21 protein-coding genes are annotated in these 21,269 nt (G+C 33.4%); 14 read left to right on the top strand and 7 right to left on the bottom strand.

Translation table 11 applies throughout. The features are described from left to right. Positions 1-54 precede the first annotated feature (54 nt). On the bottom strand, positions 55-1,437 hold the full coding sequence (locus tag BCELL_RS11340; protein ID WP_013488882.1) for a class II fumarate hydratase: 1,383 nt from the start codon (positions 1,435-1,437) through the stop codon (positions 55-57). Positions 1,438-1,597: 160 nt separating this feature from the next. Between BCELL_RS11340 and BCELL_RS11335 the strand changes: the two genes are divergently transcribed. Both BCELL_RS11335 and BCELL_RS11330 read left to right on the top strand, forming a co-directional pair. Next, positions 1,598-2,242, top strand: coding sequence for an RlpA-like double-psi beta-barrel domain-containing protein (locus BCELL_RS11335; protein WP_013488881.1), 645 nt, complete (start codon positions 1,598-1,600; stop codon positions 2,240-2,242). A 327-nt stretch (positions 2,243-2,569) separates the two neighbouring features. Beyond that, positions 2,570-3,355, top strand: a complete 786-nt coding sequence (locus BCELL_RS11330; protein WP_013488880.1) for a zinc ribbon domain-containing protein — start codon at positions 2,570-2,572, stop codon at positions 3,353-3,355. 86 nt (positions 3,356-3,441) lie between these two features. On the opposite strand, the gene BCELL_RS11325 is transcribed toward BCELL_RS11330, so the two are convergent. Then, positions 3,442-4,308, bottom strand: coding sequence for a hypothetical protein (locus BCELL_RS11325; RefSeq protein WP_013488879.1), 867 nt, complete (start codon positions 4,306-4,308; stop codon positions 3,442-3,444). Positions 4,309-4,915: 607 nt separating this feature from the next. Between BCELL_RS11325 and BCELL_RS11320 the strand changes: the two genes are divergently transcribed. From BCELL_RS11320 to BCELL_RS21635, 4 genes are all read left to right on the top strand, one after another. Further along, positions 4,916-6,250: an ABC transporter substrate-binding protein gene (locus tag BCELL_RS11320; protein ID WP_013488878.1), complete on the top strand. Its 1,335-nt coding sequence runs from the start codon at positions 4,916-4,918 to the stop codon at positions 6,248-6,250. A 212-nt stretch (positions 6,251-6,462) separates the two neighbouring features. Then, a complete protein-coding gene (locus BCELL_RS11315; protein WP_013488877.1) occupies positions 6,463-7,398 on the top strand; it encodes a carbohydrate ABC transporter permease in 936 nt (311 codons plus the stop codon). 14 nt (positions 7,399-7,412) lie between these two features. Next, the gene (locus BCELL_RS11310; RefSeq protein ID WP_013488876.1) at positions 7,413-8,246 is read left to right on the top strand and encodes a carbohydrate ABC transporter permease; all 834 of its coding nucleotides are present in this window, start codon (positions 7,413-7,415) and stop codon (positions 8,244-8,246) included. Between the two features lie 93 nt (positions 8,247-8,339). Next, positions 8,340-8,945, top strand: coding sequence for a YesL family protein (locus tag BCELL_RS21635; RefSeq protein WP_013488875.1), 606 nt, complete (start codon positions 8,340-8,342; stop codon positions 8,943-8,945). 215 nt (positions 8,946-9,160) lie between these two features. Here BCELL_RS21635 and BCELL_RS11300 read toward each other — a convergent pair whose 3' ends face one another. Next, a complete protein-coding gene (locus tag BCELL_RS11300) occupies positions 9,161-10,027 on the bottom strand; it encodes a hypothetical protein (RefSeq protein ID WP_013488874.1) in 867 nt (288 codons plus the stop codon). Between the two features lie 250 nt (positions 10,028-10,277). Here BCELL_RS11300 and BCELL_RS11295 point away from each other — a divergent pair, with 250 nt between their 5' ends. The 4 genes from BCELL_RS11295 (at position 10,278) to BCELL_RS11280 (ending at position 14,175) form a co-directional block, all read left to right on the top strand. Continuing rightward, positions 10,278-11,477 (top strand): MFS transporter, encoded by a 1,200-nt coding sequence (locus BCELL_RS11295; RefSeq protein ID WP_013488873.1) that lies wholly within the window; start codon positions 10,278-10,280, stop codon positions 11,475-11,477. 191 nt (positions 11,478-11,668) lie between these two features. Next, complete coding sequence (locus BCELL_RS11290; RefSeq protein ID WP_013488872.1) at positions 11,669-12,874, top strand: dicarboxylate/amino acid:cation symporter; 1,206 nt, start codon at positions 11,669-11,671, stop codon at positions 12,872-12,874. 238 nt (positions 12,875-13,112) lie between these two features. Then, the gene (locus BCELL_RS11285) at positions 13,113-13,493 is read left to right on the top strand and encodes a CidA/LrgA family protein (protein ID WP_425357443.1); all 381 of its coding nucleotides are present in this window, start codon (positions 13,113-13,115) and stop codon (positions 13,491-13,493) included. After that, entirely contained in the window at positions 13,486-14,175 is a 690-nt protein-coding gene (locus BCELL_RS11280; RefSeq protein WP_013488870.1) for an LrgB family protein, read from the top strand. Before BCELL_RS11285 ends, BCELL_RS11280 begins: the two co-directional genes overlap by 8 nt. On the opposite strand, the gene BCELL_RS11275 is transcribed toward BCELL_RS11280, so the two are convergent. Continuing rightward, positions 14,170-14,721, bottom strand: coding sequence for a hypothetical protein (locus BCELL_RS11275; protein WP_013488869.1), 552 nt, complete (start codon positions 14,719-14,721; stop codon positions 14,170-14,172). The two genes, BCELL_RS11280 and BCELL_RS11275, sit on opposite strands and share 6 nt — an antisense overlap. Before the next feature lie 202 nt (positions 14,722-14,923). Here BCELL_RS11275 and BCELL_RS22910 point away from each other — a divergent pair, with 202 nt between their 5' ends. Both BCELL_RS22910 and BCELL_RS11265 read left to right on the top strand, forming a co-directional pair. Continuing rightward, positions 14,924-15,100 (top strand): hypothetical protein, encoded by a 177-nt coding sequence (locus BCELL_RS22910; protein ID WP_013488868.1) that lies wholly within the window; start codon positions 14,924-14,926, stop codon positions 15,098-15,100. 365 nt (positions 15,101-15,465) lie between these two features. Beyond that, positions 15,466-16,899, top strand: a complete 1,434-nt coding sequence (locus BCELL_RS11265; RefSeq protein ID WP_013488867.1) for an MDR family MFS transporter — start codon at positions 15,466-15,468, stop codon at positions 16,897-16,899. 245 nt (positions 16,900-17,144) lie between these two features. Here BCELL_RS11265 and BCELL_RS11260 read toward each other — a convergent pair whose 3' ends face one another. Continuing rightward, a complete protein-coding gene (locus BCELL_RS11260; RefSeq protein WP_013488866.1) occupies positions 17,145-17,327 on the bottom strand; it encodes a hypothetical protein in 183 nt (60 codons plus the stop codon). Positions 17,328-17,509: 182 nt separating this feature from the next. Between BCELL_RS11260 and BCELL_RS11255 the strand changes: the two genes are divergently transcribed. Continuing rightward, positions 17,510-18,367 carry a DegV family protein gene (locus BCELL_RS11255; RefSeq protein WP_013488865.1) on the top strand — a complete coding sequence of 286 codons (858 nt, stop codon included), beginning with the start codon at positions 17,510-17,512 and terminating at the stop codon, positions 18,365-18,367. Between the two features lie 110 nt (positions 18,368-18,477). Then, the gene (locus BCELL_RS11250; RefSeq protein WP_013488864.1) at positions 18,478-18,807 is read left to right on the top strand and encodes a hypothetical protein; all 330 of its coding nucleotides are present in this window, start codon (positions 18,478-18,480) and stop codon (positions 18,805-18,807) included. 45 nt (positions 18,808-18,852) lie between these two features. On the opposite strand, the gene BCELL_RS11245 is transcribed toward BCELL_RS11250, so the two are convergent. Continuing rightward, positions 18,853-20,301 carry a DEAD/DEAH box helicase gene (locus BCELL_RS11245; RefSeq protein ID WP_013488863.1) on the bottom strand — a complete coding sequence of 483 codons (1,449 nt, stop codon included), beginning with the start codon at positions 20,299-20,301 and terminating at the stop codon, positions 18,853-18,855. Positions 20,302-20,354: 53 nt separating this feature from the next. Further along, the gene (locus BCELL_RS11240) at positions 20,355-21,125 is read right to left on the bottom strand and encodes a helix-turn-helix transcriptional regulator (protein ID WP_013488862.1); all 771 of its coding nucleotides are present in this window, start codon (positions 21,123-21,125) and stop codon (positions 20,355-20,357) included. Positions 21,126-21,269: the final 144 nt, after the last annotated feature.

Genomic DNA, 21,269 nt, shown 5'->3' with positions numbered 1-21,269 from the left:
TAGTCAATATTTCCGCAGGTTTTACTTGAGAAATAAATTACTCGTCCAACAGCATTATATAAAATTTGATGGATCAATTGCCGATATATTTTCTTTCGTGTTAAGTCCTTTATCGATTAAAATTTGCTTAATGGTTTTGTTTTCTTCTTCAGCTTGCTGACCAATTTCAGAAGCTAAATCATAGCCCATAGATGGACTCAATCCTGTAACTAAAGATAGACTTTCCTCCATCCATTTTCTACATGTAGCTTCATTTGCTTTAATACCAGTTATGCATTTTTCTACTAAAGATGTAATGGCATTCGCAAGAATATGAATCGATTCTAACAAAGTATATGCGATGATAGGCATCATTACATTGATTTCAAGCTGACCAGACATTACTGCAGTAGATAATGTCGATTCGTAACCAATTACTTGACAACATACCATGTGTGTCATTTCTAAAATTGCTGGGTTTACTTTCCCAGGCATAATTGTTGATCCTGGTTGTACGGATGGTAATGTAATTTCCGCTAGACCTGTTCTTGGCCCTGAGCTTAGTAGCCGTAAATCACTTGTAATCTTAATTAGATGAACAGATAACTCTTTTAAACTTCCCATCACCCTCAGTGGTGCATTCCTATTTTGCATAAAACTAAATATATTTGTAGGCTCGCGAAATGGATAGTTTGTTCTTTTTGATACTTCTGCAATTACTTTCTTCGCATAAGACTCATGCAAGTTTACTTTCGTACCAATAGCATTTCCTCCAAGACCTATTTCGTAAAGCTCCTCACTATTTTGTTTTATTTCTTCATACAAGCTTCTTATTGTCTCAGCGTATCCAGCAAATTCTTGCCCTAATTTCATCGGTACTGCATCGTGTAAATGAGTTCTCCCACTTTTTAATACGGACATTAATTCTTCAGACTTTCTGTTTAATGCTTGTTGTAATTGATCTATGGCCGGAATTAAGCTTTCATGTATTCCTTCTAATGCCGCAATGTTTAATGCTGTAGGAAAAGTATCGTTCGTTGATTGAGACATGTTAACATGATCATTTGGATGGATACGTTCTGCATGCGTACCTTTATTCAATATTTCATTAGCACGATTTGCAATTACTTCATTTGCATTCATATTCTGTGATGTACCAGCACCTGCCTGATATACATCGACAACAAATTGGTCATCCCATTCTCCGTTTATTACTTCTTCAGATGCGGTGATAATGGCTTCTCCTAAGTTTTTTGTTAACATACCTAAATCAATATTTACCTTAGCAGCAGCAACCTTAATAATTCCTTGGGCTTTTATAAACGACCGAGGTAAATGCTTATTACTTATTTGAAAATTTTCGATTGCTCGTTGTGTTTGCGATCCGTAATAAGCTCTCTTTGGAATTTTCACTTTACCTAATGGATCTCTTTCCGTTCTATATTCATTTGAAGACATTGTAATCTTTTCCTTCCTTATGTATAAATGTATGCTCGTTTATTATTTGCCTCGTTTTGTTAGATTAAACGTATTTTAAGCGTTGGAGTATATGGAACGGGTCAACCGTGCAAAAGCATAACTTAATATGAAGCGATCGATATGATTGGAGGAGAAAAGCTTGTATCCATATGATTATTACTTAAGAAATGAATATGAAAGCATGTTTCATTTTTACCACCCTCAATACTATCACTTCTATCGAGGTGAAAATGCCTATCCTTACTATGGTTGGAGACAGCAACCAATGAGAAGTCAAGCAACTTGGACAGATGGTGGTGAAGTGACTAGTTGTGGTTTAAGCTGGTCACAAAATAATAATATGACAGTTGCTGTTAGTTATGGAAGCCCGTTTCAATGCGGCCAAAGACTTAAAGTAAGGAACCTATCCAATGAAAAAGAATTGGTGGTTATCGTTGTTGATCATCTTCAATCAGATGACACAAGTAAAATAACGCTTCATAAAAAAGCATTTGAAGCATTAGGAGAGAATCTTGAAACCGGAATTATACATGTTGAAGTTTCACCTGAAATAGAGAGCGTGGGGAGCGAGCAATATTTATTGCCACTCATACAATCAGCCTATCCAAATTATCATGTTGTTAGTTATGAACAAAAGGAACAAACAGAATTGAATACAGGGAATGTAAAAGAAACGATTCAGTTTATTTTACAATCTAACGTTGAAAGGATCGTAGTGGAGGGGAGTTTCATCATAAACCCTAGAACAAATCGTGTTGTTTCATTTGAAATAAGCGAGCTATAAATTATATAATGTGCAGTAGGTTTATTCTCCTATTGCACATTAAGTTCATATTTTTAATAACGCTACATATTTTAAAGGAATACACGTTATAGTATAGAACTATATTAATAGGTAAAAGTCCTTAACATTATTCTGCATATGCAATTTAAAAAGGGATAAAGGAGTCAATATTCCTAAATTTTACAATTGGTTACCATTTATATCAACTAATCTAGTATACTGTGAAAGGAGGAGCTTTAGTAGTACATACACGTCATCATGGAGTGATTAAAGAAAATAGTATTGTATTCATCACAATAATTTCAATTGGAAAGGATGTTGAAAAAGGTGAAATGTGAAAAATGTAATCACGAGCTAACAGAAGAGGCAAAATTTTGTTTAAACTGCGGTGCACCTGTTACAAAAGATGAAACCGCTGCTGCATTAGCTTCAGAGAATAGTGTAGTTCAGACAGAAAACGGAGGAAATACGAATCAAGCAACGAATGAATTTGTAGAGAAGTCAGTTGACCTTGCAAAAAATTATTGGGAGTTTCTTGTAGGAAATATTATTACACCTTCAAAGAGAAGTATGAACAATACAGAAAAAGACTTTATTTTCGGATATATAAATGTTGGTTTATTTGCGTTACTTATTGGTCTTGGTACATACTTCCAATTAAGAGCTATGCTATCTTTTGGAGGTTTGTTTTCAATTCCTGTCAGTTTTCTTGAAACATTTCCAATTATGTTTATTTTTACTGCTGCATTAGTCATGCTAGGAGTTGGACTTATTTTCGTAGTACTATTATTCTTGATGAAGGTAAAAGTATCATTTCATGATATAGTTGGTAGGTTTGGTTCACTTATGACCATTCCTCTCGCTTTATCGATACTATACTTTCTGTTCGCGATACCTGGTGTACACGCTTTATCAAACTTTGTTTTACTAGTTGCATTTCTTGGTATCCAATTGGCTATCGTTTTTACTTTATTATCTCACAAAGAGGATGCAACATCTTCTTTTGATCCGATTTTTGCACTTTTTTCCATCTTTGCCATTTACACGATCTTTATTGGTGTGACTTATGAGTTAGTGTTAAGTTCAATTATCAGTGGTATTTCTCCATTTTAATAAAGTTGAGCTTACAACTTATGCTTATTATAAATAGGGAAAGGACACAAGGCAGTTACCTTGTGTCCTTTCTTTATATATATTTTTTAGGGGGAAACCGAAATTAACTGACGAATAAAATCTTCCATAACGAAGATTTCATTTTCAGATCGCGAATGGATAGTAATAATGTTCTCGTTGTAAGGAACAACGCCAGTTCTATTAAAAATGGAATGTGATGTAATATTTATCCCAAATAATTCTTTTTGACCATTACTGTTTACTTCTTCATAAAGCAGTCTTTCTTCTTGCCAGTTTTCTACAATAAAAGGTTCGATATAGTCCATTGAATGAAATCCACCTTCATTAAGTAAAATTTCATAATGATATTTGTCAACGATATATATATCAGATGTATCTTGCATAAGCGATATAATACTCGTTTGTTGTTCTCCAATTTCAAAATGAGTATTCATTTCAATAGGGGATGTAATAATTGTAAATTCAACCCGTTCCCAATCAGGAAAGATACTCAAGATGTTTTTTTCTAAGGCAGCCGTATCAATATTACGAAACTCTCCATAAAAAGCAATTGATAGGTCAGGATTAGGTAAACTTGCTAAATATGCTTGTTCTTGACGTGACTCTATAATCGTACTCGTAACATAAACTACTAAAACAGTAATAACTCCGAAAGCTAGTATGTGTTGCTTATAATAGTAAAGAATGTGCTCTAAAGACTTTTTAAACTTCCCTTTAACTGGAACACTAGCCATTCTATTTTGAAGAAAATGATTCTTTATTATTGTATAAGCTTTAGTTATAACCTCAATATCCGCTTGATCATTCTTAGAAATATTACGGTCTATCTCACTCTTTTGTCTTTTAATCCATAACATATACACTTCTTCTAATTTTTCCTCTGAAGCTTCTTTATCTAGCTTTAATTCTTTATAAGCCTCATCTAAATCCATATAATACACCCCTTAACCGACAAACGTGAACACGGTTACAAAAATTTATTTACTTAATCGTTTAACTAACTTTTATTATAATATAACAAATAATTTTTAGCTATAATATTTATTGTTTTTTCTATTATAAATCACCTCTCATTAATTAATTTACTTATAAATTAATGGGAAGTATTTTAATGTAAAATGCACTAAATTTAGATTAGTGTTAATAATATGATGTTTCTATAAAGTAAAAGTTACTTAATTGATGTTGTGAAAATGAAGATTTTCATATAAATATTTTTCGACATTTTCCTCATTTTAAGTATACGATTGCGATATTTACTATATTTAAATAATATTATCATCGATTCGACTCATATATTAGATTAAAAAACTGGTAGCTATTAATAACATTATACTTAATTCAATGCTGTAACCTAACATTAAGTTATCATTTGTTAATCACCTTAACTGTTTTAAGTAATTGGTATTAAATATTATAGTAAAAAATTAATTAAATTAATAACAGTAAGCGTTTACATTACTTAACTTTAATGTTAATATATTAATTGTTAATGATAAATTTACTTTAACAAATTAAAAAAGAGGGGTTGAAGAAGTAATGGAAAAGAGCTTTTGTAAAAAACTAGGTTTTTTGATTGCTAGTCTTGGTCTCACTGCTAGTTTGGTAGCTTGTGGTGGTGGGGATGACGACACAGGTGGAACAAATGGAGATGATGATACCACTGATGACAGTACTTCTGAGCAAGCTGGTCCAGAGCCTGATGGTGACGACATTGTTTTAACATTCTGGGCTTGGCCAGGTTTTGGGCTTGAAGATTTGATTGCTGAGTATAATGAAAATACAGATGGCGTTCATATTGAACTTCAAGAAGGTGACTATAATGATGTTCACCAAAACTTAATCACGGCTTTAGCTGCTGGATCAGGAGCACCAGACATTACGGCGATCGACGAGGGTTACCTTGACAGAATGCACGAAAATTCTCAACACTTTTACAACCTATATGACTTTGGAATTGGTGATTTAAGAGACGAGTACTTAGAATTTAAATGGGACCAAGCTACAAACGTAGAGGATGACTTTATGATTGGTGTTCCTACGGATGTTGGTCCGATGGTAATGGCGTACCGGATGGATTTATTTGAAGAAGCAGGTTTACCTACAGACCCAGAAGAAGTTGCAGCTCAAATGAGTACTTGGGAAGAATACATTGAGGCGGGTCATCAGTTAAATGATGCAACTGGTGTGAAGATGTTTAATACAATTTCTGATTTCTATATCGCTGTTCGTGAGCAAGGAGATATACAATACTTTGATGAAAACTTTGAATATGTTGGTGATCAAAGTGAACAAAACACTCGTGCTTGGGATTTAGCAGTTAGTGCTACTGACTTATCAATGAACATTAATCGTCATACACCTGAGTGGGGGGCTGCATTAGCTGCAGGAGATTTTGCTACTGTTTTCTTACCACCTTGGATGCTACAAAATATAAAAAATGACGCTCCGGATACTGAAGGACTATGGAATATCACGTTTATGCCTGAAGGTTCAGGTAACTTCGGAGGATCTTTCTTAGCATTACCGCAACAAGGCGATCACCCGGAAGAAGCATATGACTTTATTACGTGGGTTATGTCACCTGAAAATCAATTACGTATTTTCCAAAATAGTGGACCTTTCCCTTCAACACCTAGCGTTTATGATGATCCTTCTATTCAGGAATTACAAGATGAATTTTTTACGAATCCTGAATTAGGCCAAATTTATGCAGAAGCTGCGCAACAAATTATAGCCGGTATTAAGGGACCTCACCACGGTACTGTCAATGAGTTAAAGCAAGATGCTTTAGGGACAGTTGAAGATGGTACGGATCCTGAAACTGCTTGGGAGAATGTAAACGAGGAAGTTAGAAGACAAATTAGTAGATAAATAGTTGGAGCAAAAGAGGCTGTAAAGCGACTTAGCTTTATCCTTTCAGCCTCTTTTTTGTTCTATATGAAATAAAATATATAGAATGTCTTTTATTTACGTTGTTTCCGAAATTACTACCAATATTCGGAAAACTACCAATCTTTTTCATCACGTAAAACGACACGATCGTTCTATTAAATGAGAACACATATCGTAAGGAGGGGTATAGAGTGGCAGATTTTACTATGCAAACAGATCCGAAGAAGCCAAAAAGAAAATTAAAGAAAAACTATAGTCAAAAAGCGACTGATAGACGTTCTGGATATTTATTTGTTTCACCTTTCTTTATTCTTTTTGGTATTTTTGGTGTATTCCCAATACTTTTTACCGCTTTTCTATCATTTCATAGGTGGGATATATTAGGTACTAGAGAATTCGTAGGGTTTAGAAACTATAGTCTATTATTTACGGATGACCCTTTATTTTGGAAATCAATAGGGAATACATTTAGTATTTGGTTTTTATCAACAGTACCACAGCTAATTGCAGCTTTAATAATTGCATTCTTATTAAACCAAGCGTTTTTAAAAGGAAAAGCCATCTTTAGACTAGGTATTTTCATGCCTAATGTTACATCTGTTGTTGCCGTTGCAATTGTTTTCTCTGCAATGTTTGGTACTCACTATGGGATTATTAACTATGTTTTGTCATTATTTGGTGTTGATCCAATTCATTGGCGTGGCTCTTATTTTGGGACGCATTTTGCAATTTCCGTGATGGTCATGTGGAGATGGGTTGGTTATAATGCCATTCTCTACCTTGCAGGACTACAAAGCATTTCAAAAGAAATTTATGAAGCTGCAACGATTGATGGGGCAAATAAGCTTCAACAGTTATTTTATATTACCGTCCCAATGCTAAAACCAATCATTATTTTTACAGTACTTCAATCGACTATTGGAGGTATGCAGCTTTTTGCAGAGCCATTATTATTCGGTGAAGGTGGTAACTACCAAGGGTTAACAGTTGCTCTCTATTTATATCAAGAGGCTTTTAATAGATTTGCATTTGGGTATGCTGCAGCAATTGCGTGGATGCTATTCTTCATTATTATATTATTCTCTTTATTTAACCTTTACTTAACGAAAAAAATCGAATCAACATAAGGGGGGAGTTACTCGTGAAGGAAGTTGGACAAAAGAAAACACCAAAAATAATATTGTATGTATTCTTAACTATAAGTGCGTTAATTTCCATTTTCCCATTTTATTGGATGTTTGTTATAGGTTCAAATGCAACGAATTCAGTTAATGCGTTTCCGCCTGCTGTTGTACCAGGTCCGTTTTTTGCTGAAAATGCAGCAAAGGTATTTGAGAGGATTAATTTTTTTCAAGCATTATTTAACTCCTTCGTTATATCTACAGCCGTAACCTTGTCAGTATTATTTTTCTGTACTTTAGCTGGTTTCGCATTTTCGAAACTGCAATTTAAAGGTAGAGATGGGTTATTTATATTCTTATTAGCAACGATGATGATACCACCACAACTCGGATTAATACCGAATTTCATGGTCATTAGTTGGTTAGGGTGGATTGACGATCTTCGAGCTGTCATCGTTCCTGCTATGGTAACAGCATTTGGAGTATTCTGGATGAGACAATACGTCCAATCATCTGTTCCTTTCGAGTTAATTGAAGCTGCACGAATAGATGGATGTAGCAACTTTAGAACATTTTGGAATATTGTTATTCCAGCAGTTCGCCCTGGTCTTGCGACACTTGGGATTTTCACATTTATGGGAACATGGAACGATTTCTTATGGCCGTTAGTTGTATTAAAGGATAGAAGTGTTCATACCATTCAGATTGCATTACGAACTTTAAATGATGTATATTACACCGATTATTCTATGATTTTATCTGGGACTTTCATGGCAACAATTCCTATTATTATCATTTTCTTAATACTTAATAGACAATTTATTGCAGGTGTAACCGATGGAGCTATAAAATAAACAACAAGGGCAGTCTCCAATCTTATACTTGGAGACTCCCAAAAACCTCGTAAAAAAAGATGCGCATACGATAGCTTAAAAAGGAGTTTACGAATGAAGAAAATATTTGCTTTTGCAGAGTGGCTTTTAGAATTATTAAAACTACATTTTTATTGGATCGTGTTTATTTTAAGAGGTGCAATTATACTTGGACTATTTCCGGCAACCGCTGCTTTATATGGGGTAATTAGACATTGGATTAGGGAATCAGATTACGAGGATCAACTCCAACTATTTAAAAGGTTATATAAGGAAAACTTTAAAGTTGCTAATATATACGGGTGGATTTTTACCGCTATCTCTGGAATTATTATATTAAATTTTCTCTATATACCTCTTTACTCAGAAGATGTAGTTAAAATTACAATGTATACAGTCATTATTTTTTTCATTATCATTCTCACTATTTTTTGGTTATATTTATTCCCAGTAATCATTCATTATCGCCTACCTATAAGAGATTACTTTGCTGCCATCATTCAAGTAGGCATTTCTTCCCCATTAGCAATCATTATGCAACTTATGTTGCTCGGCATCTATTCGATGCTGATTTATCACCTTCCACCTCTGATAATCTTATTTGGAATTATTCCTTTTGCTTTAACGCAAGTCGCAATTAGTAATAACATCGTAAACAAAATAGATAGTAAAAGCGTTTAAGACTACCGTTTATGGTAGTCTTTTTCGGATTAAAAAAAATAATAGGTTACAGGATTAAAAGAAATTGGCGTATCAATAAAGAAAGCCACTCCCAAAAAATCATTGCACAAAATGCTTGTTTTATAGAGGTTTCCACCTAGTAGCAACTGTAATAGTTGATAAGATCTTAGGAAAACAAAAACCTAGCTATACGAAGCTAGGTTAAATTTTTAAAATTAATTCATGAGTGTTTCAATAAATTTCTTTGCATTTTCTTGTTCATTTCCACGAGCATGAAATGTTACCACATTTCTATTAGTTGGATCCATATTACTGTCTATGAATATAGGGTGATTCGTTATGTCAAGTCCATATAGCGCTTCACCAATTTCGTTATCAATAGAAGCGTAAAAAAGTTCTTCATTGTCCGTATCGTTAATGATATTCTCATTTAGGAATGTTAATGGTAGGAATATATCTCTTTCAATCAAAGTTGAAAAATGAAATGCGTCAACAATGAAAACATCTGACTCATCGTGCATCAATTCGATAACACTGATTTGCTGTTCTCCTACATCAAATTGACTGTTTATTTCTATTGGAGATGTAGTTACCTTTATTTCTACTCGCTCCCATTCCGGAAACATTGTTAGGATGTTATCTTCGAGCGTATCTTTTTCAATGTTTCTAAATTGTCCATAAATGTTAATCGTTAAATCAGCAGGAGGGAGACTATCAATAATTGCCTGCTGCTGTCGCTGTTCAATTGTTGATAAGGTAATAACTACTGTAACAACAAGAATAAAAATCCCAGCTATTATGTGGAATTTATAGTAATACAAAATGTGCTCTAGTTTTTTCCGAAATGCACTTTTCTGTGGAGCGTCTTGTTGCCGCTTTTCTTTTTCTAGCTTTTCAAAATATTCTTTTATTGTACCGTATGCCTCATTTACCTCATCAATATTAATGAGATTTTGACTGTCTACATTTGTTTCTAGCTGTGTTTTATGACTTTTTATCAATATGAAAAATTGTTCTTCCACTTCTTCAATTGGTGCTTTATAGGTAACTCCTAATATCTCATAAGCTCTTTTTAAATCCAAAAAACTGCACCTCTTTTCTTCATGCTACAACTATACAGAAATGTTTCACTGTCTTTTATTATATCAAAATAAAATAGGCAATGTAACAATTATCATATAAACTATGATGGTTTTAAAACACGATATCAAACTTTGAAATCGTTTTAAAAAAATTAATATTTCCATTTATAAATTTAATGATATCATAAATAATCGTTATTTTAACAACTATGACATCAACGATAGATTCGATGTTAGATGGAGGATATGGGTGATTGATCAAACCAAGCAATTATACTTTTTAAAAGCAGTTGTTGTGTTCCAGTTTGCTAGTGGTGCAATTTTAATGCCTTATTTACCACTTTATTTATCTGCACAAGGATTTAAAGGGGTGGAGATTGGACTTATAATCGGAGTAGGCCCATTTGTTGGTATTTTTGCACAGCCAATGTGGGGATTTATTAGTGATAAATTCCAAAGTATAAAATACTTATTATATTTCTTGTATTTTATGGTATTTATTGCAAGTATTGGACTATTTTTCACAGGTTCATTTATTTTAGTGTTTCTCTCTACAATTTTTATGTTCTTCTTCTTTTCAGCGTGTACCCCTTTAATAGATAGTTATATTTTTTCAACCATCAAACAAAATGGGAAAGGTAATTATGGATCCATTAGGTTATGGGGGTCATTAGGATTTGCATTCACTGCTCTTATTGCTGGACCAATTATTGTTTATGTAGGTATAGAAAAACTGTACATTTTATTTTGGTTAACGCTTTTATGCATTTATCCTTTTTTGTTTTTATTAAAGGACCGTAAAGAAAAAGCTAATACTGTAAAACTAAGCTCTCTATCAGGGCTTTTAAAGCAAAGAAGATTGCTGATGTTCCTAGGAGTTATTTTATTAATTGGTATTCCTAATAAAATGAATGATGCTATGCTCGGCATGCATTTGCAAAACTTAGGAGCAATAGAAACCATTGTCGGCTTAGCTTGGATGCTAGGAGCATTAAGTGAAATACCAGTCTTTTATTATTTATCTAAACATATAGATCGTTTTAACCCTATAAAAATATTAGGGTGGGTATCCTTTTTTTACTCACTTAGATGGCTATCATATTCGTTAGTAGAATCTCCAGTCATCACTTCTTTCCTGCAATTAAGCCATTCCATTACGTTTGGTGCTTTTTGGATTATTGCAGTCCAAACTATTGTTAAAATGGTTCCTGATCATCTAAGAAGTACAGGACAAGCTTTAGTAGGTGTTGCTTTCGGTGGCTTAGCTGCAATCATTGGTTCATTTGGTGGGGGAGCTATTTTTGATGCAGTTGGTGGAAACGTCATGTATACCATTATGGCGTGTATTTCAATGGTTGCTGCAATTGTTATATACTTTTCAAAAAACTGGCTTACAGAAGAGAAGGAAGCCATTAAAAGTGAACAATTAGTGAATGTTAAAAAAGTGTAACAGGTAAACCATTAATAATATAGAAGTAATATAAATCTAATGAACTTTCTTTTTAAACAAATTAGTATAAAAGCTAATTTGTTTTTATAAATATATATTAAAGCGCTTACATTTTATGTGTTCTATGAAGGGAGGATAGTGTAAGAGAGTAGATTGATCGTTTTGCGCTAAATTAAGAAAGGGGCGGTAAAGTGAAGAAGAGTATCGTTTGGCAAATATTAATTGCTTTTATATTAGCTGTGATTGTCGGTCTTATTTTTGGTGAACGAGCGTCAGTTGTACAGCCGTTAGGAGATTTGTTTTTACGGCTTATTCAATTTATTATCATCCCGTTAATTTTGTCGACTATTATTGTAGGTGTTACTAGTGCCGGAAATGTAAAAGTGCTTGGACGACTTGGTGGAAAAACGATTGGTTATTATTTATTTACTACATTAATTGCAATTACGTTCGGACTTACAGCAGGATTTTTATTCTCTCCAGGATCAGGTTTAGATGTAGCATTAAATGGAGATACCGTTGACCCTGCTGAAACGGAAGGATTTATATCTACATTATTGAATATTGTACCTACAAATCCATTTGCTGCACTTACTAGTGGGGCTATATTACAAGTGATTTTCTTTGCAATTTTTGTTGGCATAGGTATTATTGTAGCTGGTGAAAAGGCAGATCCAGTACAACGCTTTTTTGAGGGCTTTGCAGAAGTAATGTACAAAATTACTGGTATGATTATGGTTCTCGTACCTTTTGGTGTATTTGGTTTACTTGCACCAGTAGTCGGCGAGTATGGCGCTTCTGTTTTAATGCCATTAATTAAAGTTATAGTTGCCATGGCTGTTGCGTGTCTCGTCCATATTATCCTTACTTACTCATTTACTGTAAAAACGTTAGGGAAAATGAATCCCCTAAAGTTTTTTAAAGGAATTATTCCAGCAGCGTCTGTTGCCTTTACCACTTGTAGCAGTGCGGGTACACTACCTGTTACAATGAAAAACACACAAGAAAATTTAGGGGTTTCGAAATCAACGAGTAGTTTTGTTCTACCACTTGGTGCAACGATTAATATGGATGGTACTGCTATTTATCAAGGGATTGCGGTTATGTTTGTCGCCCAATACTTTGGAATAGAACTTACATTTGCCCAAATATTAACAGTTGTATTAATTGCTACACTCGCTTCAATCGGCACTGCTGGTGTCCCGGGTGCTGGCCTTGTTATGTTAACAATGGTATTAACAGCCATTAACTTACCGCTAGAAGGTATTGCGTTAGTTGCAGGTATTGATAGAATATTAGATATGATGCGTACATCGGTAAATGTAGTAGGAGATGCATCTGCATCAGTTGTGGTCGATGCTAGTGAAGAGAAGGACGATATAGCTAGTGCTTCGTAAGCAAATAAAATAGAAGAAGATGTTTCAATGAGAGCTAATTTAAGGGTGGGGAAAGATGGCTATGATCACTTTCCTCACCCTCTTTGTTTTAATTACTCTGTAGTCACTTTATTTAACGTCGGTTTAAATGATAAATTTGTTTTTCACATAATACTGTCATTCTCTTTTTAGATTTTGGATTGTAAGTTCATTAGAAGTAACGTATATTAACATAAGTGAGTTTATCGAACGTGAGAAGGTGTATGGATTGTTTCGAATTATAGTACATATTGGAATATTATATAGTTTTTTTTGGTTAGGAAGCTTTATTCAACATACATTTCAACTTCGTATTCCTGGGAGTATTATTGGTATGTTGTTATTATTTTTATTGTTTACTACAAAAGTCATAAAGCCGCAATGGTTAGAAGACGGGGCTTCTCTTCTTTTAAGAAATATGCCTCTTCTATTTTTGCCCGTAACAGTCGGTATTTTAAACTATCTTGGATTTTTTGCTGGAAGAGGATTCCTATTAATATTTATTGCATTGATTAGTACCTTTTTGGTGATGGTTATATCGGGCATCATGACACAGTTACTAGTACGAAAAATGGAGAAGGTGGAAAAAGAATATGAATAGATTTTATATCATGACTATTGCCATTCTTTTTACTCTAGCAATCTATTTTTTATGCAAGTTATTTTATCAAAAATTTCCTAAACCATTTACTATCCCGATTTTACTAGGAACTACTATTATTGTCATTCTCCTTTTCATTTTTGATATTTCATATGATACATACATGATAGGAGGGAGCTGGATAGAATTTTTCCTAGGTCCTGCGGTTGTCTCTCTCGCTTTTCCATTATATAAACAAAGAGACATTTTAAAAAAATATTTTATACCGATTGTCACTAGTATTTTCGTTAGCGCCATAGTTGGGTTGACTAGTGGTATTTATTTGGCAAAGTGGCTACAAGTTGAGGAAGAGTTGATTTATGCTTTAATACCAAAGTCCGTCACGACTCCAGTAGCGATGGAGATCACGCAATCGTTAGGGGGTGCAGCACCATTAGCTGCAGTTTTTGTAATGGTAGCTGGAATTGGAGGGGCAGTTTTTTCTCCATTTATTTATAAAGCATTTAGGATCGAACATTATTTAGGTAAAGGAATTGGGTTAGGGAGTGCTTCTCATGCAATCGGAACTTCTAAAGCATTAGAAAGCAGTGAAAAAGAGGGAGCGGCCAGTTCTATTGCTATGACTGTCAGTGCAATTATAGTATCAATAATTGCACCGTTACTTGTAGTTCTACTATTATAATATGTAGTAAATGAACTTTGAGAATAAATAAAATAGAACGACAAAAATCATAGAAATTTTAAAGTGAAATCTAGCAGAAAATAAGTAGGAGACAACGAAAACGCCTATATAAATAAACGTGAATGCAAGAGAACTCATTAATGAAAAAATAGTATCATGATAAAAGTAAAAAATAATAGATATAGACAATAAAAGAGATGGAAAGAATGTCACTGCCCCCATTTTTTCTACATAATAGGCAATACTTTGTTTGTCAATCATTTTTGTTGCTACCCAATTCATAAATAACAATATGGTAATGAGTGGAATAATATAAGAAATTGCAAAAACAACACTTTGGTATAGATGAACATCATATATCGTTTCAATGTTATTAATAGAAAATTCCTGAATAATGGAGTGTAGAAAAAGTAAAATTGCCATGATAACAATGTTGACCATACCAAACTTACGAAACCCTTTATATTCTTCTGTTATAATATCGTCAGGATGTTTCAATAACCTCATAATATATTGAATATAGTTGAGCTGTTTTTTAGCACTCATACGCAATTCTCCTTTAGAATATCATTTGATTCTAGCATTTATACATTTATATACTTTGATTACTATATTTATTCTATTTTTTTATTCATAATTGATATTCTTACGTAATAAAAAGTTTTTCTTAAAAGTCATCGTTTATTTTGTACAAAAGTAGTTAAAAATAGATTATACTAATTTTATGTAAAAAGAGGAGGAATCATGAATGTCTGATACACCTAAAAAAATTAGTTTGCAAGATGCAATCAAGCAGCAGTTAGCTAATAAGAAGAAAAAAGCAGGAAATGAACTAAAAGGTGCTAATAATACTAACCAAACTAAGCAATTGAAAAGTCAACAATCTAAAAAGACAATGAATACGAGGAGAAAAATGGGAGGGTGACGCAAAAGGTTGCAATTGACCTTTTGTGTCACCCTCGTGACATCTTCATTCTTTCAGTTTATTTTTTCGTTGATCCTTTCAATACTGTCGTTCATCAGTATATGAAACTTATCTTCTTCCCAATCACCTTTATGCTTCCATATACCGTTAATACATTCGTGATATTTAATAAAACAACGAATACTATAAATTGAATTGGCATCACGTACTTCCCCTTGTACATTATTTCAAAATTTAAATCCAATATTTTTCAACTAATTCCTTTAGAAATATAAATAAATGAATATAATTCTTTTCAAATTGGATGCGATATCACTATACTAGTGTTATGCTATTTTGTATTTTAATAGGAAAGGACATATTAAATGGATCGTTATCAACGCAATATCATTATTGCATTACTTATTGCTACTTTTTTAGCTGCTATAGAAGTAACTGTGATAAGTACAGCTATGCCTGTCATTACAAGGGATTTAGGTGGATTAGATTTAATTAGCTGGGTTTTTGCTATATATTTACTAACATATGCCGTAATGACACCTATTTTTGGTAAATTAGCGGACTTATTCGGTAGAAAAAAAATATTTATTATTGGTGCTACGCTATTTTTAATTGGATCTGGATTATGTGGTCTTTCACAATCAATGGAACAATTAATTTTCTTTAGAGCTATTCAAGGAATAGGGGCTGGAGCATTAATGCCAATGTCGTTTACGATCGTTGGTGATGTTTTTAAGTATGAACAACGTGGAAAGGTGCAAGCCATTTTAGGTTCAATTTGGGGGATTGCAGGTATATGTGGTCCACTTGTCGGTGGGTTTTTCGTTGACTATTTTACATGGCATTGGATTTTTTATATTAACATTCCATTTGGAATTATATCTATGTACTTGATCGGAAAATATTTAGAGGAGAAAATTGAAAAACGAAAACGGAAAATAGATTATGGTGGTGCAGTAACCTTCATTATTGGAATGGGAGCACTTTTATACGCCCTTTTATCTGGCGGAAATGAAATTGCTTGGAATGATAGTGCAATGATTGCTTTAATCATAATTGCATGCTTATTTTTATTCATTTTCGTATGGATTCAGATAAAAGTTAGTGAACCGATGCTACCATTTCGTTTATTCAAAAACAGGTATTTACTTATTGCGAACGTTAGCGGCTTCCTGCTCGGAATGATTTTAATAGGTTTAACTGCTTATTTACCTCTTTGGGTACAAGGTGTATTATTACTTGCTGCTACTTCTTCAGGGTTAACACTAATACCAATGTCTATCGGCTGGCCGTTAGGTTCTTTTTTAAGCGGACGTTTTCTTGTAAAGCTTGGAACAAAATTAATTTCACTAACTGGGGTTATTGTCATATCCTTAGGGACCTTTGGACTTACTTTCATTCATAGCGGAACACCGAATATCATTTTAATTATCATTATGTTCTTTATTGGACTCGGATTTGGCTTGTCGATGACAGTCTTTACAGTAATTGTCCAATCTTCTGTCTCGTGGAATAATAGAGGAACTGCTGCATCATCTAATGCTTTTTTACGCACATTAGGTCAGACTTTAGGTATTACTATTTTAGGAGTAGTACTGAATCAACATATTGGTGGTCAAACGAATAATGGGACAGATGTTGCTCCAGCACTTCTAGCAGCTGGTCTTCATAACATCTTTATCATTTTAGCAGTCATCGCTCTCATATGTGTAGTTGTTACATGTTTACTCCCTAAGGAGCAACCAGATTTTACAGAAAATGATAGCAATGAAAGAAAAGAGGCAGACACAAAAGGTTGATTATTGCCTATTGTGTCAACCTCTAAATATTGCGATGGAGCTGCTGAGATCATTTCAAAGAGGGAGACTCAAAAGGTTGATTTTATACCTTTTGAGTCTCCCTTATACTATATGGTACCTCCATAGTCACATAAAAACCCACAATAAGTGGGGGATTTTATAGTGGGAACGTGGGTAGTGTAGCCATTGCGGTACTTTTACTAGCTTATGGGCTACCAACTTTTTGCGCTTCGGGTTACACTTTGTTAGTCGAGGAAAACAAAAAACGAAATGATATATATGAGTATAATTGTGATTCCTATGCCTAAAAAAATAATGGCTTGCTTCCTGTTATTTTTTAGTAAAAATGTTATACCTAGCCCTCCAAAAATGGCTGCCAGTACAAATAATCCTATTCCAATAAACACAAATATGATTTCTGTATCCATAGTTAAAACTCCTTATATTATAATGACAATTACTATTTCCCCTAACTATAACATGAAAGTGAAATAGTTTGGGGAAAGATAGGCTGGATTGTCTATTTTTTAGCACCTGATAATAATACTTGGTATTATTTTAGATTCAAAGTATAATAAAAGAAAATGTTTATTAAGAGGAGGATAAATTTATGAGTAAAGGTAAAATAGCATTTGTAACGGATAGTACTGCATATTTATCTAAAGAACTGCAACAGCATCCAGATGTTTATGTTGTTCCAATTGTCGTAATTTCAGAGGGTGTAGAATATGAAGATGGAGTAGATTTATCGTCTGAACAATTATATGAGATAATACGAACAAACAAGCAAGTACCTAAAACTTCCCAGCCGAATGTTAGTAAGTTTGAAGAATTATACGAGCACCTTAAGCAGAAATATGATTCTGCGATAGCCGTTCACATTTCTAATAAATTGAGTGGTACTATTTCAAGTTCGCTTGCAGGGAAGGAACAAGCTGAATTTGAGGTTGAAATTGTTGATTCTTATTCACTTTCACATGCAATAACAACACTTATATATAAGGGACTACAATTAACTGAAAAAATGGACAATGTGAAAAATATAGCTAATGAACTTAGAGAAGAAGCGAAGCGTTCAAGGAATCTTATATTGCTCGGCAACCTGGACCAATTATACAAAGGTGGCAGAATGTCAGGAGCCCAGTTTTTATTAGGGAATGTACTCCAAATAAAACCTATCTTGTCTATTAACGAAGAGGGGGAGCTAAAGCTATTAGAACGTGTTCGTTCTGAGAAAAAAGCAACAAATAGAATAATAGATTTACTCAAGCAATCATCTGATAATCATACAATAAAGCAGGTACAGATAATGCATGGAAATGTTTTAAATAAGGCCAATGAATTAAAGGCTAAAATCAATGAAACTATACCTAACCTTGAGGTTATTGTTGGTGAAATTAGCTCTTCACTTGCCGTTCATGCAGGTGAAGGGACATTGGCAATGATTTGGCATGAGGAAAAGCAGTAAATAAAAACCAAATTTATGAATGGAAAAATGCGGATATCGTGGCTCTCATCCACACACCTTTTTTAAAAGGCAATAAAATAAAAAAGGTGTGATTGGAGGAGAGTTTTAAAATGGGCGATGAAAAGATCAAGGAAATTGAGGTGCGACTTGAGGAAATTCGTCATGAAATAGATCAAATAAATGCACAAGTTGATTTAAAAACATATAAAAATGACGTCAAGGTGATGTTAGATGAATATGCCAAGTTGAAAAAGGTAGTTACAAAAGAGGAAGCTCTAGTATTAATGGATCAAGTATTGAATGATAAAAGGTATATGACTGAAAATGATGTGAAAACTTTTACAAAAGACATATACCTAAATATTTTGAAATGGATTGTAGGAACTACGATTAGTAGTGTTGCACTAATCGTAGGTATATTAAGAGTATTGTTTAACTAGCCTTATTTGTAACTATTTATTTTTTTCACCTTGCTTATAAGCTAACTATTTTTTTGCTGGATGAACCTTTAATGTTTTACCTTTAATTGTTCTTTGTTTCATTTCTTGTAAAACAATGGGGCCCTTATTATTTAAGATATCAACATATGTTTCTCTCTCTTGAATAGTAATGACGCCAATGTCATCAGATGTGATTGTAGGAATACTAGTAATGGTGCCAACAAAATCGGCAGCTCTAAGCTTCTTTTTCTTACCACCATTAAAATAAAGCTGCATAATATTCGTATTCAGTTGACTAGCTTTATTTCTCTTTGTTAATGGTCTGTTCCTCATCTTATCCTCAAAAGCAGGTTTTAGCCTTTCTACTTCTCGTTCGGACGGTATATTCATTGGAGGAATGGCATAACCAATATAATCTTCAATTTCTCGAAATAAAATTCTCTCATCAGGAGTGATAAAGGTGATCGCTTTTCCTTTATTTCCAGCACGGCCTGTTCTACCAGTTCTATGAACATATACTTCTTTATCTAATGGCATGTCATAATTAATAACGAGAGATATCGATTCTATATCTATTCCTCTTGCGGCCAAGTTGGTCGTTACTAAATACCTAAATTTCCCTTCTTTAAATTCATTCATTACAGAAAAACGCTCCTTCTGCGGTAAGCCTCCGTGTATTTTTCCGCAAGAATAGTTTGCATCTCTTAACTGTTTGTATAGCTTATCTACATTCACTTGTGTTTCACAAAAAACGATACAACTATCTGGGTTTTCGACAATAGTCACATCTTGAATAGCGCTAAACTTAGCATTTTTATTAACGAGTACATAACTTTGCGATATAGGGTGAGCGTTTATTTGTTTACGTTCTATGTTAATTTTAATTGGATTTATCATAAATCTAGTTGATATATGTTCCACAGCCTCTGAAATGGTTGCAGAATAAATGGAAGTAACTTTATCGTAGTTGGCTAAGTGTTTTAGAATTGAATCAACTTGATCAAAGAAACCTCTGTTAAACATTTCATCAGCTTCATCAATAACAAGATACTTTATTTTATTCATTTTTAATGTCCCTTTTTGTAAATGATCTAATAATCTTCCAGGAGTACCAACAACAACGTGAGTTTTTTGTTTTAGTTCTAATTTTTGGCGATCAAATGGTTGTTTACCATAAATAGCCAGTGCTTTAATTCTCTTCAATCTCCCAATATTCATAAACTCCTCTTTTACTTGCGCTGCGAGTTCTCTAGTGGGGGTTAGTACTAATGCTTGAGGACTATTTTCATCCCATGTAACTTGTTCACAAATTGGGATAGCAAAGGCCGCTGTTTTCCCTGAACCGGTTGGAGATTTAACAATTAAATCTTTATTTTCTAAAGATAAAGGAAGGACTTCTTTTTGTACATCTGTGAGTTCATAGTAATTTAATGCATGAATTGCCTTGTTAATTACATCACTAAGTCCTAATTCGGTAAATTGCGTTTTATTCATATAAACCCTCTTTTTTGTTTTTATAATACGTATTATTATATTGTCTTACTTATTTATTCTTGACGTCGATAAACTCCAGGAGAAATACCATATTTTTTTCGAAATACTTTATGAAAGTATGGATAACTACCAAATCCACAGTTTTCTGCAATTTGATCTAACGTAAACATCGTATACTTCATTTGATCGATCGCTGCTGATAGTCTAATTTCCTGCGCATATTCAATCATTGTTTTATCTAAACTAAGTTTGAAAAGGTGGACAGCTCTAGAAACACTCAGTCCAACGTGAGCAGCGACATCATTTATTTTGAATGGCGTAAACGCATGTTCTTCAATATAACGCATCATTCTAGTCACTACATATGGTCGTGTATACGATGAAGAAGTTTCGTTAATTGATCTTTCAATAGAAATACATAATGCACGAGTTAAGTAATTTGTAAGCTCACTATTTAACTCAGAGGAAGGTCGCCTTTGTTCTATAATAATATGTCTCCATATGTTTAATAGTTTGTCATCTAATTCGATACGAGAGACAGTGTGCTTAACAGAACGATCCCACCATCTGTCAATCCAATCACCTTTACACATTAAAAAATAGTCGCCACTATTTTGGCCATCTTTTACCAAAATTTCATAATGGTCTCCAGGCTTTATGAGTAAGAGATGACCTTTTTCAATGTGATATCGTTTTCCTTTTACAATTATTTCACAAGTCCCTTCCGTTTGTAATCGAATAAGGTAATCACTAAGTCCTGTTTTATGTTCTGAGTAAAATGCTCTTGCATGAAAAGAATAACTGCATAGTCCAATATTTATCATTTTTAACTCCTGTTTATATAATAGTAAAATAGTAGATGTTTTAATTATATCATTTATATACAAAAGATTATAAGTAATTTATCATAAAGTAGAATAAATGATGAAAGATAAGCAAGATTAAGGAGTGATGTACATATTCCGTCA

The organism is Evansella cellulosilytica DSM 2522 (genome assembly GCF_000177235.2).
Lineage (GTDB): Bacteria > Bacillota > Bacilli > Bacillales > Salisediminibacteriaceae > Evansella > Evansella cellulosilytica.
This window is presented reverse-complemented; position numbering and strand designations above follow the sequence as displayed.

Coding starts and splice junctions, on each gene's coding strand:
- BCELL_RS11340 (WP_013488882.1), bottom strand. CDS start 1,437: ATGTCTTCAAATGAATATAGAACGGAAAGAGATCCATTAGGTAAAGTG.
- BCELL_RS11325 (WP_013488879.1), bottom strand. CDS start 4,308: ATGGATTTAGATGAGGCTTATAAAGAATTAAAGCTAGATAAAGAAGCT.
- BCELL_RS11320 (WP_013488878.1), top strand. CDS start 4,916: ATGGAAAAGAGCTTTTGTAAAAAACTAGGTTTTTTGATTGCTAGTCTT.
- BCELL_RS21635 (WP_013488875.1), top strand. CDS start 8,340: ATGAAGAAAATATTTGCTTTTGCAGAGTGGCTTTTAGAATTATTAAAA.
- BCELL_RS11280 (WP_013488870.1), top strand. CDS start 13,486: ATGAATAGATTTTATATCATGACTATTGCCATTCTTTTTACTCTAGCA.
- BCELL_RS11275 (WP_013488869.1), bottom strand. CDS start 14,721: ATGAGTGCTAAAAAACAGCTCAACTATATTCAATATATTATGAGGTTA.
- BCELL_RS22910 (WP_013488868.1), top strand. CDS start 14,924: ATGTCTGATACACCTAAAAAAATTAGTTTGCAAGATGCAATCAAGCAG.
- BCELL_RS11265 (WP_013488867.1), top strand. CDS start 15,466: ATGGATCGTTATCAACGCAATATCATTATTGCATTACTTATTGCTACT.
- BCELL_RS11260 (WP_013488866.1), bottom strand. CDS start 17,327: ATGGATACAGAAATCATATTTGTGTTTATTGGAATAGGATTATTTGTA.
- BCELL_RS11255 (WP_013488865.1), top strand. CDS start 17,510: ATGAGTAAAGGTAAAATAGCATTTGTAACGGATAGTACTGCATATTTA.
- BCELL_RS11250 (WP_013488864.1), top strand. CDS start 18,478: ATGGGCGATGAAAAGATCAAGGAAATTGAGGTGCGACTTGAGGAAATT.
- BCELL_RS11245 (WP_013488863.1), bottom strand. CDS start 20,301: ATGAATAAAACGCAATTTACCGAATTAGGACTTAGTGATGTAATTAAC.
- BCELL_RS11240 (WP_013488862.1), bottom strand. CDS start 21,125: ATGATAAATATTGGACTATGCAGTTATTCTTTTCATGCAAGAGCATTT.